The 17,613-nt window shown below is 41.0% G+C and carries 17 protein-coding genes; 2 read left to right on the forward strand and 15 right to left on the reverse strand.

Going from position 1 to position 17,613, the window contains the following annotated elements; genetic code table 11:
• Positions 1 to 97: 97 nt before the first annotated feature.
• From ACTHJT_RS17185 to ACTHJT_RS17250, 14 genes are all read right to left on the reverse strand, one after another.
• Positions 98 to 706 carry a hypothetical protein gene (locus ACTHJT_RS17185; protein ID WP_440240494.1) on the reverse strand — a complete coding sequence of 203 codons (609 nt, stop codon included), beginning with the start codon at positions 704 to 706 and terminating at the stop codon, positions 98 to 100.
• Positions 707 to 770: 64 nt separating this feature from the next.
• Positions 771 to 2,660 carry a monovalent cation:proton antiporter-2 (CPA2) family protein gene (locus ACTHJT_RS17190; protein ID WP_440240495.1) on the reverse strand — a complete coding sequence of 630 codons (1,890 nt, stop codon included), beginning with the start codon at positions 2,658 to 2,660 and terminating at the stop codon, positions 771 to 773.
• 9 nt (positions 2,661 to 2,669) lie between these two features.
• Entirely contained in the window at positions 2,670 to 3,266 is a 597-nt protein-coding gene (locus ACTHJT_RS17195) for an NAD(P)H-dependent oxidoreductase (RefSeq protein ID WP_440240497.1), read from the reverse strand.
• A 181-nt stretch (positions 3,267 to 3,447) separates the two neighbouring features.
• Complete coding sequence (locus ACTHJT_RS17200) at positions 3,448 to 4,080, reverse strand: SprT-like domain-containing protein (protein WP_440240499.1); 633 nt, start codon at positions 4,078 to 4,080, stop codon at positions 3,448 to 3,450.
• Positions 4,081 to 4,166: 86 nt separating this feature from the next.
• Positions 4,167 to 4,379: a hypothetical protein gene (locus ACTHJT_RS17205; RefSeq protein ID WP_440240501.1), complete on the reverse strand. Its 213-nt coding sequence runs from the start codon at positions 4,377 to 4,379 to the stop codon at positions 4,167 to 4,169.
• A 138-nt stretch (positions 4,380 to 4,517) separates the two neighbouring features.
• On the reverse strand, positions 4,518 to 5,825 hold the full coding sequence (der, locus tag ACTHJT_RS17210; RefSeq protein ID WP_440240503.1) for a ribosome biogenesis GTPase Der: 1,308 nt from the start codon (positions 5,823 to 5,825) through the stop codon (positions 4,518 to 4,520).
• A gap of 7 nt (positions 5,826 to 5,832) precedes the next feature.
• Positions 5,833 to 6,729 (reverse strand): GTPase Era, encoded by an 897-nt coding sequence (gene era / locus ACTHJT_RS17215; RefSeq protein ID WP_440240505.1) that lies wholly within the window; start codon positions 6,727 to 6,729, stop codon positions 5,833 to 5,835.
• Positions 6,730 to 6,991: 262 nt separating this feature from the next.
• The gene (locus ACTHJT_RS17220) at positions 6,992 to 7,288 is read right to left on the reverse strand and encodes a hypothetical protein (protein ID WP_440240507.1); all 297 of its coding nucleotides are present in this window, start codon (positions 7,286 to 7,288) and stop codon (positions 6,992 to 6,994) included.
• 2 nt (positions 7,289 to 7,290) lie between these two features.
• Positions 7,291 to 8,157, reverse strand: a complete 867-nt coding sequence (locus tag ACTHJT_RS17225; protein WP_440240509.1) for a hypothetical protein — start codon at positions 8,155 to 8,157, stop codon at positions 7,291 to 7,293.
• A 70-nt stretch (positions 8,158 to 8,227) separates the two neighbouring features.
• Positions 8,228 to 8,656, reverse strand: coding sequence for a DUF2147 domain-containing protein (locus tag ACTHJT_RS17230; RefSeq protein ID WP_440240511.1), 429 nt, complete (start codon positions 8,654 to 8,656; stop codon positions 8,228 to 8,230).
• A gap of 100 nt (positions 8,657 to 8,756) precedes the next feature.
• Positions 8,757 to 9,728, reverse strand: a complete 972-nt coding sequence (locus tag ACTHJT_RS17235) for a wax synthase family protein (RefSeq protein ID WP_440240513.1) — start codon at positions 9,726 to 9,728, stop codon at positions 8,757 to 8,759.
• Positions 9,719 to 10,147: a hypothetical protein gene (locus ACTHJT_RS17240; RefSeq protein ID WP_440240515.1), complete on the reverse strand. Its 429-nt coding sequence runs from the start codon at positions 10,145 to 10,147 to the stop codon at positions 9,719 to 9,721. The genes ACTHJT_RS17235 and ACTHJT_RS17240 overlap by 10 nt, the downstream gene beginning before the upstream one ends.
• A gap of 8 nt (positions 10,148 to 10,155) precedes the next feature.
• The gene (locus ACTHJT_RS17245; protein WP_440240517.1) at positions 10,156 to 11,685 is read right to left on the reverse strand and encodes an AMP-binding protein; all 1,530 of its coding nucleotides are present in this window, start codon (positions 11,683 to 11,685) and stop codon (positions 10,156 to 10,158) included.
• A 1-nt stretch (position 11,686) separates the two neighbouring features.
• A complete protein-coding gene (locus ACTHJT_RS17250) occupies positions 11,687 to 12,532 on the reverse strand; it encodes an SDR family NAD(P)-dependent oxidoreductase (protein ID WP_440240519.1) in 846 nt (281 codons plus the stop codon).
• Positions 12,533 to 12,656: 124 nt separating this feature from the next.
• Here ACTHJT_RS17250 and hrpB point away from each other — a divergent pair, with 124 nt between their 5' ends.
• On the forward strand, positions 12,657 to 15,137 hold the full coding sequence (gene hrpB, locus ACTHJT_RS17255; RefSeq protein ID WP_440240521.1) for an ATP-dependent helicase HrpB: 2,481 nt from the start codon (positions 12,657 to 12,659) through the stop codon (positions 15,135 to 15,137).
• Positions 15,138 to 15,144: 7 nt separating this feature from the next.
• A complete protein-coding gene (locus tag ACTHJT_RS17260; protein ID WP_440240523.1) occupies positions 15,145 to 17,163 on the forward strand; it encodes a hypothetical protein in 2,019 nt (672 codons plus the stop codon).
• Between the two features lie 71 nt (positions 17,164 to 17,234).
• Here ACTHJT_RS17260 and ACTHJT_RS17265 read toward each other — a convergent pair.
• Positions 17,235 to 17,613: inorganic diphosphatase (locus ACTHJT_RS17265; RefSeq protein WP_440240525.1), on the reverse strand; the 379-nt coding region annotated here is incomplete at its 5' end.

Genomic DNA, 17,613 nt, shown 5'->3' on the forward strand with positions numbered 1-17,613 from the left:
AACCCAAATAACAAATTCCAAACCGATAGTATTATCAGCAGTTTGGAATTTGTTATTTGGATTTTGGAATTTTATTCAGTTATTGAGATGAAGTAAATTACTTCTGAATGGGTTCTACAACAAGAAATTTTTCTTTTTTCATTCTTGTGATAACCGCATCCCACACTTCATCAATGGTTCTGTTAATGTTTGTTGGATTTAAGGTAGATGTAATGCCAGACCAAAGCAGTTTATCCTGTGAAACAGAAAACACGTTTGTTTCGATGATGTAATTTTTATCTTCCGTGTAATATCCCGGAGAATAGAATCCACCATAGTTCATACCGTACCAGCCATAGTAGCCGCCCTGATAAGTGCCAGGTACATAAGAAGTGCTGCTTTGTACATCAACCAAATGTAATGTCAATACAGCGTCATAGCCATCTTTCTTTACAAATTCTTTAAATGTTGCTTCATCCATATTTTGCTGATCCGGACCAAGAGATGTATATGAAGCGTGGAATGCAGGATTTTTTGCAGCTATTTTATCTTCAGCAATTCTCCTTGTTGTTTCATCTTTAAAAAGCGCAACTACCATTACTTTTTTAAATTGTTCTTTTGTATAGCTTGCTCCAGGAGCCTTCCAGCTGCTTTGCATCGTTGTTGATGAACATCCTGCAAGCACCATCGAACAAATCAGTGACATGAATAATAAAAACTGTTTCATTTTTAAAAAGGTTTGTGTTTTAATAAAGGTAGGAAAGTGATTAATCGTGGGCAATACTTTATCCTTATTTTTTGGTGTCCAATTCCAGAATTTTTTCGCGCATATCTTTACTATCCCAGGCATGATCATTTTTAGAAGGAACAATCTGGCTGTCGTTTTGCAGCAACTCTTCCTGCAAAGCAATCTGTTCGCGCACAGCAGATATGTATACTTTCATATCCTTCCGGTTTTTCGACAATGTTAGTAAAGCTGCTTCATCATATTTGATAAAATTCTGTCCGGCACGGAATGCAGAATATGTTCTATACCCCAACTTTTTCATCACATCAACTCCCAATCGAACAGAGGTATCGAGGTGCTCCCGGTAAATATTATGAATATCCTCATCCAGCAGGTCGTAGGTATCCATCCGGTTTTTAGAGCGTACCATGATCTCCAGGTTAGGAAAATGTTTCTTTACGGTTTTCACAATTGCCAGGTTCAACTCAGGAGAATCAATTGCGATAATAAGTATTTTAGCAGTTGCTGCACCGGCAGCCTCTAAGATATCAGCACGCGAGCCATCTCCATAAAATACTTTAAAGCCCATTTTCCGTAACAGATCTACCTGGTCTGAATTATTATCAAGTACAGTTGCAACAATACCATTGGCCCGAAGGAAGCGCGCGATCGTAGTTCCGAAATGACCAAAACCGACAAGTAATACATCGTTCCGCTCATCTACTTCATCGGCTTCTTTTTCAAACTTTTTATTTTTCCCGTCTACAATCCTTGGTAAGATCCACTTATCTGCTACAATCATCAGCAGCGGTGTACTGGTCATGCTTAGCGCTGTTACGGCAAGCATCATGTCTGTTTGTGCCGGTGTTAAAATATTATGTGCTCCGATAAATGAAAACAGTACAAAAGCAAACTCTCCTATTTGTGATAAGCCAATGGCAAAAATCAGATTCTGGTCGAGAGATAATTTCGCTTTCTTTCCAATCAGAAATAATATCAGTGCTTTTACAGCAACTATACTAAAAGTGATCAAGGCAATATTCACCCATTTTTCATACACCAATCTGAAATCGATCGATGCACCTACAGCAATAAAAAACAAACCCAGGAATAATCCTTTGAATGGTTCCAGATCCGATTCAAGTTCATGTTTGAACTCACTGTTAGCCAGAATAACGCCGGCGAGAAACGTACCTAAAGCCGGACTAAGTCCTACTCTCAGCATCAGCAGTGTAATACCGGCAACAATCAATAACGCACTTGCTGTAAACAATTCACGCATATGAGTTTTTGTGATCAACCGCAACAGTGGTACAATCGCATATCTGCCAAGCAGCACTACTGCACCTACAGACGCAAACACAATAATTGTCTGCAGCCAGTTCGGCAAATCATCAATAGCGCCGCCGCTATGTACTTCTGATGCAGCGCCGGGCATGAATACCAGCAAAGGTAAAATAGCAAGAATAGGAATCACGGAAACGTCCTGAAACAGCAACACGGAAAAAGATGATTGTCCGGCTGGTGTCAGCATCAGACCTTTTTCTTTTAATGTTTGTAAGACAATGGCTGTCGACGACATCGCAAATGCAAAGCCAATTGCCAACGAGCTTTGCCAAGCCAAACCTGCTGCCATTCCAATACCCATCACCGCTGCAGAAGTGATCAGCACTTGCGACAAACCAACACCTACAATTTGCTTACGAATTTTCCAGAGATGGGCCGGATTCAGTTCCAGCCCGATCATGAAGAGCATCATCACCACCCCGAATTCTGCAAAATGCATCACTGCTTTACCTTCCTTTCCCACAAAGCCTAATACAAAAGGGCCGATCAGCATACCCGCCAACAGGTAACCTAATACAGAGCCCATTGCAAAACGCTTTGCAATAGGTACACATACTACCGATGCGCTTAAATAAATAACTGTTTGAAACAATAAACTGTTTTCCATAATTGTATGCTATATTGATTTCACGCAGATTTCATTTAAATAATCGATCTGCCTGATATGCGATTCAGTAAAATTTCCTTGCGACATCTTCGTCAATAATATCAGATACTGTTCAGACATTCTCCAAAGATCTTCATCTGTGATACGATGTGTTCCTTGCACGAGGAACGGCGGGAAGTAAATCATTTTACACAGATAGGCTGTCTGCTCAAACGGACGTAAATACTCCTGTATCGTGAAACGATTATGTCCTTCAGATCTGTAAGCTGTACTTGCCCCGCCGGTAGTAATTGCATTGAACATGATTTTATCCCTCAACGCTGTACCTCCCGGACCATAAGCCCATCCGAATTCAAGTACCATGTCGATCCATTGTTTCATCAAAGGCGGACAGCTGTACCAATAAAACGGGTGTTGCAGGATGATGATATCATGTTCAAGCAATAGTTTTTTTTCTGCTTCAACATCTATATTAAAATCAGGATACAATTCATACAGATCATGAAAAGTTATATTATCTGCTGTAGGAATCTGTTTCAACAAAAGTGCATTTGCCCTGGACTTCTCCATCCGCGGATGCGCGAAAAGGATCAAAACTTTTTTCATAAATAAAATTGACTAAAGTGGTTGGTAGTTTACGCAAATAAATATTTTCTTACTAATATAATCCTGCTGCGTAAACGTACCGAACCACGGCCTATTTTCAGCCGTTACAAAATAGGCCGTGGTTCGGTACGTTTAAGTGTATATGTTTTCAAATTACGTTATTAAGACTGTTACACTTAAACTACCAACCACTTGTATCGTTATTATCAGTCTTCTTCACTTTCATTGCTTTGGCAACGCTGTATTTCCTGCCGGAGCTCAATTGAATACAAAGCGCGCGTTTGGTTTTAAATTCTTCAATTCTGAAAGAATCGTTTTTAATGTAGAACACATCTCCGACTTTCAGATCTTCGAGGAATGTGTATTCATCGGCATCCCTGTCGTATCTACCCAGCACTTTCATGAGTGCAACGTCTCCGCATGAAGATGCGGATGGTTCGTTAAACATGTGCAGATGCAGGGCCAGCAGCACATCTTCCGGAAACACCTCCGGTTTCAGGATCGGGTACATCACTTCTTTAAAAGCCGACTGCCATTCTTCGCCATGGGGTTTCACGGATAAACCGTGTCGGATCGTGGTAACAAGGTGTGCCACTTCATGCAGGTATGTCACCAGAAACGAATATTGATTCAGTCCTTTATTGACGGTAATGGTATGCTTCTTTGTCCTGGGGTCGAAAGTATAATCGCCCAGCTTGGTTTCCCGATCGCGGCTTACTTTAAAATAAAATCGGCCGAGGCGCCAGAGCTCTATGGAATAATCTATTGCTGCAAGCGGTAAATGGGCGCGAAGTATATCCGGGGTGGAACGCATGCCCTAAGGTACGAAGTATATAAAAAAGAAAAAACCACTCATGGAGCGGTTTGTTCTGAAATTCATTGGACACAAGGTCCGGTGAATTAGTGAGCTTTTGGAGCTTCAGCTGGAGCTGTAGTTGGAACTGAATCAGCTTTAACTGAATCAGCCTTAGGAGCTTCAACTTTAGTAGTAGTATCTTCTGCAGGTACTGAAGTTGTTGTTGAATCACCAGAAACAGCGTCAGTTGTTTTTTCAGCGCAAGAAGCGAATGCTAATACTGCAGCTACAGATAATAATGCGAATACTTTTGTCATGATTGTAATAATTTATAGTTTATTTTCGGATACAAATTTAATACTTTTTTCAATTATCCAAGGTTTGTCCTCATTTTTTTTAACTAAAATGAAATATTTAGAGAATATTTCAATATTACCTATGAATAATTGAATCCTTTACTTCTTTCTATACACGATTGAGACCGGAACTCCTTCAAAATCAAAGTATCCCCTGATTTTGTGCTCCAGGAAACGGGTATACGACTCCCCTACATATTGCGGCAGGTTACAGAAGAATGCAAAAGTAGGTGATTTTGTAGGCAACTGGGTCACATATTTTATCTTCACGTATTTCTGCTTCATTGCCGGCGGTGGATTGTAATCAATTTCCGGAAGAATCTTATCGTTCAATTCAGAAGTCGGAATACGCTTGCCACGGTTGTCGTATACGCGCATGATGGCTTCTACCGACTGGAACAGACGCTGCTTGTTCAACACGGAAATAAACATGATCAACGGGTAATCGATCGGCTTCAGGGCATTGCGGATATTCTCCTGAAACACCTGTGCAGTCTTGGAGTCCTTTTCAATCAGATCCCATTTGTTTACCAGGATCACAATTCCTTTCTTATTATTGTGTGCCATCCAGATGATGTTCATGTCCTGTGATTCGATACCGCGCTGGGCATCGATCATGATCACGCATACATCAGATTCTTCCAGGGCTTTTACAGATCTCAGGATCGAGTAATACTCTACATCTTCCTTGATCTTCGATTTTTTACGGATACCCGCTGTATCAACAAAGATAAACTCCTGTCCGAACACATTGTAATGTGAAGTGATCGGATCTCTTGTTGTGCCCGCCATGTCGGTAACAATACTGCGGTTGGTACCAAGCAGTGCATTCACATAAGAAGACTTACCGGCATTCGGGCGACCAAGTACGGCAATTCTCGGAATACCCTTATTCGGATCTTCTTCGCCTTCGTCTTTAAAGTGCGAAACAATTTCATCCAGCAATTCGCCTGTACCTGTTCCGTTTTGGGAAGAGATCGGCCATACTTCACCCATGCCCAGTTCATAGAACTCAGCACTCATGTGCAAACGCTTGTTGTTATCGGATTTATTGGCAACCAGCAATACCGGTTTTTTGGAACGCCTTATTTTATTGGCAAACTCCTGATCAAGGTGGTGCACGCCAACCTCTGAATCTACTACAAACAATACCACGTCTGCTTCTTCAATGGCAATATCCACCTGCTCCCTGATCTCCCCTTCGAAAATATCGTCAGAGCCGGTTACATAACCACCTGTATCAATAACGGTAAAGAACTTACCGCACCATTCGGCTTCACCGTAATGACGGTCTCTGGTCACGCCGCTTTCATCGTCCATAATGGCGACACGGGCACCTACCAAACGATTGAAAAGTGTTGATTTGCCAACGTTGGGTCTTCCAACTATGGCTACTATATTTGACATATTCTGATTAATCTAATTTATACCCGAACTGACGTAAATAAAATTCTTTACTTCTCCAGTCTGGCTCAACTTTTACAAATGTTTCGAGAAAAACTTTTTTGCCAAAGAACTCTTCCATGGATTTGCGGGCCTGGGTCGCCGTGCGTTTCAAGGCCTCACCACCTTGTCCAATGATTATTCCCTTTTGTGAATCGCGCTCTACAATGATTACAGCCTGTATGCGCAGCAAATCCTTCTGGTCTTTAAAGGACTCGATCATTACTTCCGAACTGTACGGAATTTCTTTGCTGTAATTTTTAAATATTTTTTCCCTGAAAATTTCCGATGCGAAGAAACGTTCCGGCTTATCAGTTAATTCGTCTTTATCGTAATACGGCGGATGTAACGGCAGATGCGACAGCACCCATTTCAGCACCATGTCTGAATTGAAGTTGGTCAATGCTGATACAGCCAGAATAGAATCTGCTTTCGGAAACTCCAACTTCCATTTTTCAACCAGCGCATCGATTTCTTCCTGCGTGGACAGATCGATTTTGTTCAAAACCAGTAATACCGGTACTTCCACGTTGCCCAGGCGCTGCAATACCAGCGAATGGTCTTCCGGATCTTTTACATCCAGTACCCACAGGATCATGTCTGCGTCTTCCAGTGAGAAGTCTACAAAACGCATCATCGATTTCTGTAATTCGTATTTCGGCTCTATAACACCCGGGGTGTCTGAATAGACGATTTGAAATTCAGGATCATTTATGATACCCATTACCCGGTGGCGGGTAGTCTGGGCCTTGGGCGTGATAATAGATAAGCGCTCCCCTACCAGGCAATTCATTAATGTTGATTTGCCGGCATTTGGTCTGCCTACAATGCTGACAAACCCCGCTTTATGTGTTTCTGTGTGACTCATTTGAACTCGTAATCAACAAAGGTACAAAAAAGATTTGGCTTCACATCTAATCTATTCGGTTTGTAAAGCAGGGTTTTCCTACATGAAAGCAAAAAAGCTGAACGCTTAATGCCTGAAGCGAAGGTGTTTTAAGTAATAGGCTGCATATTTTAAGAATTACAGTTGTAAGTTCTTACTCCACCAAGAGCTAAAAAGGTTCTAAACCAAAATCCATCGTAGCAAATTCAGGTCCGGCCGGATTTATTTTAACGTCATTCTACAATCAATATTTACCGGGAGAATCTCTGTTATAAAAACGTAATACCGCTTTTCCAAATATAAAGAACATGGTCATTACAAGAATACTTCCCAGCAATATTCCGTTTTCAAAAATAATACTTAAGCCATATTGCATGTGAATCAATACCAGGCTTATGACAAACTGAATGACAGCATAAACAATATTGCCTTCCGGACTGAATCCAAATGGACCGAGAAACTTTGTTCTGGTTATACCTAGTATAAAATGAGGCATAGCATTGGCAAGAAAGAGTCCGATCAGGAAATCAATAATATTCATATTTATCTCAGGGTTTTTAATGTGTCTTTCAAGGATGTAAAATGCAGCTCCGGAATAACAAACGCAAAGCAAGGTGAGTCACTGACAATAGTATCAAGCCAGGAGCTTTTATACTCCAGCACTTCCAGCAGTTGTATGGTTTGAGCATCAAACACGAGCTTAATCTGCGCAACCGCATATACATCCTTATCCGGTTGTGCTGCAACAGCGAAGTCCTGTTCGCAGAGCATGCGGATCAAGGCTTGTGTATCCGGAAACAATCTTTTGAAATTTTCAGGTATTGCCGCAGCGTCTGAGGATTTTACACGAACAAACAGATCCGGCGCGTTGCTTAAACCCGGTTCGATGTGTGTAGAAAAATGACCGTTCTCAAATTTATGTTCAAATGTATCCGGCAGATCTGTCAGCAGAATGTTGCTGCAGACACGGCTGCCCAATGCATAGGCGCGTTCGTCAATACAATTCTTAATAAAAAATATAGCAGGTTCCTGCACTCCGAAGTCACTGTTGTTTTCTATATAAAAGCGCCAGTTGCTTTGTAAGGGCGAGCCCATGATTTTTTTAAAGAATTTTAGAAATGCCGGTCCGAATTTTCCGTGTTTATAGGTAAGAATCGTAAACAATACATGATCACCATACATCTTTAGCCGTATATGCGGAGGGACAAAATGTTCTATTTTTTTAAAGGGAACAAGCCAGTTCAGATAAACAACATTTGTAACATCACTTGTTAATGTTGTTTTACTAAAGGGATAAAAAAGTATACGTTTCAGTTTTATGAAAAGGAGATTATTCAGCAGCCTATTTAGAAGATTACCTGTGCGGCTTTTGCGGGGATAGCGAAACGGATCCTGATATGGTTTGCTCATGTAGCAAGTTAATTTTTAAAATGGATATATAATAAAAAAGAGAGCTGTGCTAGCAGCTCCCTTTTTTAAATTATTTTATCCGGGTCCAGGTCTCGGTACTATAGAAGATGCCAATATAGCCGCGCATGCTGAGCGTGCCGTCTGTATTGAGCCACAGCTTACCCGTATATGTTTTCCCATCACGGCAATCGTAAATTTTACCACCGGTATATTCTCCATCTTTGTAAGTGAAATTTATGAAAGTCAATGAGCCCAGTAAGGGATTGTTACGTTTGGATGCATCGGGATTTTTAGCATCTACTTTTGGTTTGCCGGTAGCAGGATCATTAGGTTCTGCCAGCCAGATGATCTTGCCATAATAGGCACCATTCGTATTTTTATAAATTTCAACATGCGCTTTCTTGTCTGCGGAAAGCCATGTGCCCAGAATTTTATCAGCCTGTGCAAAGGCCGAGGTAGTAATTAACAAGAGAGATATAATACTGAATAAACGTTTCATAGCTGTATGGTTTACGGTTATATGAATATACTCAAAAAATAGTTATTCTTATAAACGTATGATTCGTCCCGAGGGATGAATAAATCCTGGATTTTATATGTTAAAGCCCTATGATTGATAATATAAAATCTCTTAATGGCTGTGCCACTTCAACAATAAATGTGTGGTGAAACAACAAAGGCATCGGCAGCATTAGCCAGGCAAACACCCACACATGCGAAAATACTGAATGAGCGGTTATTCGTTTTACAGCAGCCGACTTATCTTCTGCATACATGGCGAACCCATGCAGCACAAAATATAAAAAAGGTAATCCATAGCCTGTTTTAACCGGGAATGAAATCGCAATTTCATGCAGAAGTCCGGATACCAGAAAAGATGCGATCATGGCAGCCGAAATTCCATAATAGAATTTCAATGGTTTATAAACCGCAATGGCTGTCATCTCTGAAAAAGCCATGTTCCAGCGCTTGCCCCAAAATTCTTTCAAAGACGTTGCCTTATAGGGCGAACGAAAAAGTTCTTTCACATCTACACCGGAAAAACGCCAGGAAGCGGTACTCAGGTTTAAAATTCCAAAATGCAATATGAAACTTAAACCGACCAGCATGACAAGTTGATTAAAAAAATAAACGCTTGAATATTGTTTCTGAAGATACACGGAAAGCATTAAAAGTATAATGCCGATAATGATTCTGCTGAAGCCTTTCCATATAAATGGCATTACTCCGTTTAAGGGTTTAGAAGGAAACGCTTCAAACAACTGCGGACGCATACCGAACCAGCCAAGCGAAAAAACCAGCCATTGCAATACATTCAATCCATTATTACTTCTGTATGATTCTACCATGACAATAACCTTCATGGACAGGAGCTGTAAAGACGCAATAGCAATCATTCTATATGTAGGCGATTGAGATGCAGTAAGCAGAACAGAAAAAATTGCTGTACTGATCACAACCAGCCAGCCAATGATTCTCGCCTTATGAATATTTTTCACCAATGGCAACAAATAACCAATCACTAAAAGAAACAGCGCCCAGCCAATTAATAAAACTAAAATCAAATCCATGAGTTGTTATATAAGAATGCAAGAAAATAAACAGCCGTAAATAATACGAATAATGCAACCAAAGCGATCTCCCCTAAAGTAAAGATGAATCCTTTCGGGGCCTGACTGGTATCAAAATAAAAAAACTGAATACCGATACGTGTGAGCCAATACGCGCTTATAAATAAGGTTATGCATGTTGCTAAAAAGGAATGATCGGTCAGTTCCTTTGTCCCCCAGATGGAGACCAGTCCAAAGCAGAGATTGATTACCAGAATGTATGCAGCATATGTCCAGAATATCTGTCGGATCAGCGGCTGCACGTTTTGCAATGCGCTATTCCATTGCAGTACTTTAGGAATAACACTGCTGCCGATACTTAATGCAATGTGCAGCAAACCACATATAAAAATGATTTGTTGAAGAAATGTTTGATTCATATAGCCGATTAATATTTAAATAATTCCTGCGTATTTACTTTACCTGTTTCCAGCATGGGTATGGTTTCGACAAAAACGATCTGCACCGGCATCTGGTAGCGTGCCACTTTATTACGCAGCCAATCCATAAACGCATCTTCAGACAAATCTGCATGATCTTTTTTAACGGCAAAAACCTTTAGGCGTTGTCCGTACAACTCATCAGGAACGCCAATAACAAATGCCTGCAGAATCTGCTCATGTTGATACAAAACAGATTCTACTTCCTCCGGATATACATTCTCGCCTCCAGAAACAATCATATTATCCTTGCGGCCTTTTAAGAAAATATAGCCTTGCTCGTTTTTAAAACCCAGATCGCCTGTTCCAACCCATTGTTGCGCATGATTGTCTGCGGTCCAGTTGCATCGGATAAAAATCATTCCCGTTTCATAATCCGACACTTCTTGTCCGTTGTTTATAATTTTCACCTCAACGCCATGAATCGGTTTGCCTATGGAATCCGGATGTTGCTGCAGATCTGCAGGTGTCGCTAATACAGAGAAACCCGCTTCAGATGAACCGTATAAATTAAACAGCTTGTTGTCTGCAGTTGACATTGTTTTCATCACCAGCAAACGATCAATCGGAGCTCCGCCTGAAAGGATACATTGCACCTGTTTAAAAACAACCGCATCAACGTACAGCAAGCGCTGTAATATAACAGGCACCAAAATCAACACTTCTATTTCATATTTCTGTATCAATGCAGCAGCTTCGCTCGTAGAAATTTTTTCCCGTAAAAAAATCTTTTTACCTAAAACCAATGACGTAACCAAGGCAGAAAAACCATAGCCATGATATATAGGTGTTGCTATATAAACCGAACGATATACATGGATCTTCAGCTTGGTTAGCAGCTCTGCCAGTGGATGTGAGAAATTTAAGATCGAAGCATTACGGGCAGCCGTTTTATAATTTCCGCTTGAACCACCTGTAAGTACAATCACTTTGCCTGCTTTTACAGTCTTGATTTTTTTACTAACAGCATATTCATTTTCAATGGAATGTTTTTCTGTAAGTTGCATTAAAGCCGGCACTGAAACTTTTCTCGTTATAATTGGCTGCTGTACATCGTTTTCTTTTTCTGCATCATAAATCACCAAATCAAAAGTATGCTGTTGAACAATTTTTGCTAACTGTGCACTACTCATTTCTGCATTCAACAAATAAATATCTACACCCAACGCAGATAAAGCAATAATGGATTGTACACATGTCTGGTGGTTCTTACATAGAACAGCAACATTGTTTTTTTTCTGCAAAGCGAATTCTTTCTGTAAAACATAGGCTACATGATAGCATTCATCATATAACTGTTGGTATGTAAGTTCTTTATCGGAAAAATTCAACGCCACCGATCCAGGATATGTCTTGTATACGTAGCGCAACAATGCCAACAGATTAAACCCATCTTTCAAGAACGATTGTAAAAAATAATACAGACTTCTAAATGTAAGCAGTTTTATGCGGATCAATGTTTGAACTAAATAATACATACTATTTCGTATTGGTGTTTTTCATAAAAAATTCAATTGGTGATCTAAATAATACACTTCCAATCTCACCAAAGATCAGCCACCAGGGTTTAAATTTCCGTTGACGGTTTACAATGCATTTGCAAATAATCTTTGCGGCATGATCAGCACTCATGGCAGGAAAATTTTTATAAGCTTCTGTTGGTTCTATCATGCGGGTTTTCACAAGCGGCAGATAAACATGGGATACCGCAACCCGTTTCTCACGCAATTCAGGCGATGCAGCCCGCAGCCACTGATCAAACGCAACTTTCGATGCCTGGTAGGCATGCCATTTAGGTGCAGGTATGAGTAGCACATTCGCTGCTGAAATCGTAATGATCTGCCCCTGCTGTTTTATCAATCGGGGAATTAAAGCCAGCGATAGTTTCACAGGAGCAAAATAATTCAACGCCATGGTTCTTGTAGAATCATGAAAACGATTCAGTGAATCAAATACAGATCTTCGAATTGATTTTCCTGCATTGCTTATAAAAATATCAATGCCTGTATCATCATTTTTCAATTTGTTTATTAATGCTTCCAACTCTGTTTCGTTTGTCAGATCAGCCGTAAATACTTCCACTTCCCCACCCAATTGCTCTGCCTGCTTTTTCACGCCTTCAAGTTTCTCTTTACTGCGTGCAACCAGAATCAAATTAGCCTGCGCTTGTGCTAGTATGTATGTAAGCTGTTCTCCAATGCCAAAGCTGGCGCCGGTAATCAGAATACGTTTGTTTGCGACCGCTTTTCTTAATTTCCCCGGATTTAGATGTGTTGAAGGGAAAAGAATATGCTCAGTAAATGTATATGTTTTATTGTCCGACATAAGGTATTCTATATCAAGCGGAATATATTTACAATTTAGCATAAAACCATTGACCGGTAAGCAGAACGAATAACTATTTCAATTAAAATTCCGCAGTAGACAAACAGTTTTTTACCTTTGCCAAATGAATCAATACCCGATTGCAGAAATTGTTGATCAGATCAGAGATACCTTATCTCTGCAAACAACTGTTATTCTTCAGGCACCGCCGGGTGCGGGGAAAAGTACCATCCTGCCGCTTGAGTTGTTGAAGGCCGACTGGCTGGGTAATAAAAAAATTATTCTGCTTGAACCCCGCCGGATGGCTGCACGCAGCGTTGCACAACGTATGGCTGATCTGCTGAATGAAGAAGTTGGAAAAACTGTCGGCTATCGCGTACGTTTTGACCAGAAGATTTCTGCACAAACACGTATTGAAGTTGTTACTGAAGGTATTTTAACACGTCGCCTGCAGCAGGACAGTATCCTGGAAGGAATCGGCATGGTTATTTTTGATGAATTCCATGAACGCAGCCTGCATAGCGACCTGTCATTGGCCTTGTGCAGAGACTTACAGCAGATCATGCGTGAAGATCTGCGGATCCTGATTATGTCGGCTACGCTCGATGGAGAGCAGTTGTCTGCGCTCTTAGAAAATGCGCCCATCATTACCAGTAAAGGACGGCAGTACCCGATTGATGTACGCTATACAAACATTGATACCCATGCTCCGATAAGTTCTGAAGTAACACGGGTAATCAATAAAGCTGTTAAAGAAGAACAAGGTGATATACTTGTCTTTTTACCCGGAGTGCGTGAGATCCAGCAAACGGCAGATGCATTAAACGAGCAACATCCTGATCTTTCAATCCGGCCATTGTACGGTGAATTAAGTCTCTCTGCGCAGCAGGAAGCCATCAACCCGGATGTATATGGCCGGAGAAAAATTGTACTGGCTACTTCCATTGCTGAAACAAGTCTTACGATAGAAGGAATTAAAATTGTTATAGACAGCGGCCTTGCCCGCGTGCCCAGGTTTGATCCCAACAGCGGCATGACCAAGCTTGAAACGGTAAAGGTTACACAGGATGCAGCCGACCAGCGTGCAGGACGCGCAGGAAGGCTCGGTCCGGGTATAGCGATACGTCTTTGGCCGGAAGCCACACACAATCATCTTAAGCCACAGCGTATACCGGAAATTTCAGAAGCAGACCTTGCCCCCTTGGTTTTAGAGCTTGCACAATGGGGCGTGAAGAATATACAGTCCATGACCTGGGTCACGGTGCCGCCAACAGGCGCTGTTGAGCAGGCACGTACCCTATTGCAGGAATTACAGGCATTAAAAAATGATGCGATCACGGAAGAAGGTAAAGCATTGGCAAGCCTGCCGACACATCCGCGCACGGCACATTTACTGCTCAAAGGAAAAGAAAATAATATACTTCCACTGGCAATTGATCTTGTTTGTATTCTCGAAGAACGTGATGCGTTAGGCAAACATGCCGGCGCAGATATTGCCTTACGCATAGAAGCCTTGCGTGCCTGGAGAAGTGGCAAACGCTACCAGGGAGACAAACACATCTTTGAACGCATTGAACGTTCGACACAATCCTGGAGAAAAATATTTAATATAAAACATTCCGAATACGAATTTGATGCAGATGCTATCGGGATGCTGATTGCAGCTGCGTATCCGGAAAGAATCGCCAGGCTGATTGACCCCGCTACAGCCCGTTACCGCATGGCCAACAGCCGCAATATACGTCTGCATGAAAACGATGTATTGGTAAAGGAAGAATGGCTGGCTGTTGCGCATGCAGATGCCGGTGTTGGTGAAGGACGTATTTACTGGGCTGCACCTTTAAATCCTACTCTGCTTACAGACCGCATGGAACAGCAGGTACGAATCCGCTGGGATGAGAGCAAAGGAATTCTAGTGCAGCAGGAAGAAACACGTATCGGCAGTTTGGTTGTTTCATCCAAACCATTAAAAGACATCGACGAAACCCTGCGGACCCAAGCCCTGTGCGATGCGGTCAGAAAGGAAGGTCTCAAAATCTTTGACTGGGACGAAGCCTGTGAACAATGGCAGGCACGCATCCTTTCTTTAAGGCAATGGCGACCAACGGAAAGCTGGCCGGATGTAAGTGCCGAACAATTGCTCGGCACGGTTGAAGAATGGCTTCCCTTCTATCTTAAAAATGTAAAACGCCGGGAAGACTTCAAAAAAATTCCATTGATTGAAGTTTTAAATACCATACTTCCCTGGGAACAATCGCAGATACTTGCTAAACTTGCACCCACACACCTGGATGTGCCAAGCGGCTCATCCATTGCCCTGGAATACAAAGCTGATGGCAGCTTTCCTATACTATCTGTGCGTTTACAGGAACTCTTCGGTTTGACAGATACCCCGCTGGTAAACGAAGGAAAAACAAAAGTGATGATCCATCTGCTTTCTCCCGGTTATAAACCTGTACAGGTTACACAGGATTTAAAAAGTTTCTGGGCCAATACCTATCCGGAAGTTCGTAAAGAGCTACGCATGCGCTACCCAAAACACTCCTGGCCGGAAGATCCATGGAACGCAGAAGCTGTAAGAGGTGTTAAAAGAAAAACGAGTTAGAAATTTCATGCTTCGCATATCCGGTATATTATTCCTGTTACTTACATTTTCCATTTCTGCTTTTTCACAAACTAACTGGATGCTGGAAGAGTCGATTGACAAGGGAAATGCATGGAATCATCCGTTTTACAATCCGTACAATACAGCAGATAAATTGATTGCTGCCCAGACAGATTCCGGTTTATATTGCACCGATTGCAATCTCGCTGCATTGATCTGGAAAGGCATTGAATCTGCAAAGATTCCGGTATATCAAACAGGCAAGAATCCGGCTTTGGTTCTGCAAAAAATTTCTGTTCTTAAAAAGAAGCTGCAGGTATTGATCGCTGATCACAATGCAGAGCTTTCCATTCCGGAGATCTTTCACTGCGCTGAAATCCTCATCTACCGCAAAGCACTAACCAACAATCCTGCACAATTAAAAGACCTGCCTGTTGAGTGGATCGCCATTGCAATTCCCCAAACAGACACGCCATTTTATTTATATGTAAAAGCCAAAGATTGCTTTACGTTTTTAAAAACACAAAGCTGCTACTGGGTACATCCTTTTAATCTGGCAATGAAATCAAGCTATGCAGAAGCATTGACTGAGCATAGATATGCAATAAAAAATTACCGAGTTGTTGCTGCTTCAAATCTGCATAAAAATGCTGCGTATACAGAATCAAACCTTCCTGTTATTCAACGTTTGATTCAGACAAATCAGCAATCGGATAAAACGATATCTTCAACAACGGATACCACATTAACTTACATGCAGGCCATCTGCACTGCGAATATCCTCAACACAAGCAACCGCGGTTATTATAAAGCACATCTGCCGGAATTATTAATAGAGCTTTACACGAGTAAAAAAATACTGGGGTATAATTATCACGAAAGTGGTTACTTCACAGCCATAGATGAGCAAACGTTTAGAGATCACCTGATTTTTGAATATGAACAAGACGGTGAATACACCGTAAAGCGTGCAGATACATACATGCTCACAAATCTGCATGTCTTAAAAACATTTACAAAAACGGAATCTTCTTTATCACTACGCAATGACTGGTTGCTGTTAGGCTTACCTGGCAATCATTATAAAACCTTTAACAATGATTTTGTTATTGCCTTCTCATACGATGAAGTATTGCACGCACTGGCAACACAGAAAACCTATTGGTTTAACGGTTCAAATGAATCAGACTCGCTTCTTTTAGTTGAAGCATTGCTCAGGCAAAACATCGCATACGATAAAATGGTTATCCGTTCTGCCTATGGTGATACCATTACAATGATTGCCAATACCGGCACTTATACCAATTCCACCAATGATAATACATTAGCACATTTATATTATGAACAGGCCGGAGCGTTGATTACAGACTTTGATGCCACACATAAGAGAATTCCTCCGGCAGGAAAAACTAAAAATGAAAGCTATGAATTACATTATGCATTCAACAAACTGCTGCATAATGCGGAGATTTCCGGTGCAATTATTGAGGGCATACGGATAAACAAATTGCATGCATATAAAGATGTGAGACTGCAACAACCTTGCAGCGGATCTGATGTTGAATATCTGTTAGACAAAAAGCGTTTTTATAAAACTGGAAATGCGAAAAAAGACAGCATCTACATCAGTAAAATTTCCATGGAAGACCGCTACATTCATAGCGAACAGCTTACTGAATATACTTTAACCAGCAGTTATAAAATCATTAATAAAAAAGAAAGCAACACGGGCATTGCCTTCGGCATCATCATCCCTGCGGAATTACATCCGCAATACGAGGAAGAAGTTTTATGCTACGTCTCCTACCCGGAAATGATCAAATATCTTTCATCCGTAAAAACGACAAAAAAATATACAGCACAGTTAAAAGCTCTTCTTTCTGAAAAAGCAATTGTACAGGTATGGGATTTTTATGACATGCCTGTATATGACAGGGCAGGTATTGAAACTCCTCCGCATACCTTACCAGTGTTTATAAAAGAACGCTGTATGAGTGTTGTGGATGAAGAAAAACCTGAATATTAAAATAAGTAAAAAATAAAGAGCCCGGTTAACTGATGTTAGCCGGGCTTTATTAATGATTAACCTTTTAATAATTACTTTTTGAAAGTAACGTTATACAGTTCGATGCTTTCGTTTACAATACGTAGAGCCTCTTCTCTTCCTAAGAAATCTTCAACAACAACTTTCTTGTTTTCAAGTTTTTTGTAGTCTTCGAAGAAACGTTGTACCTCAAGGATTGTATGCGGAGGTAATTCTTTGATATCGTTGTAGTGTTTTACTGAAATATCATCCGCAGCCACAGCAATGATTTTATCATCTTTTTCACCGCCGTCAAGCATGCGCATCACACCGATTACTTTTGCATTTACAATACAGAATGGTACAACTTCGACCTGAGAGATAACCAATACATCCAATGGATCTTTATCATCACAGTATGTACGCGGAATAAATCCGTAGTTAGCCGGGTAA

This window comes from Cytophaga sp. (assembly GCF_051961495.1).
GTDB lineage: Bacteria > Bacteroidota > Bacteroidia > Cytophagales > Cytophagaceae > Cytophaga.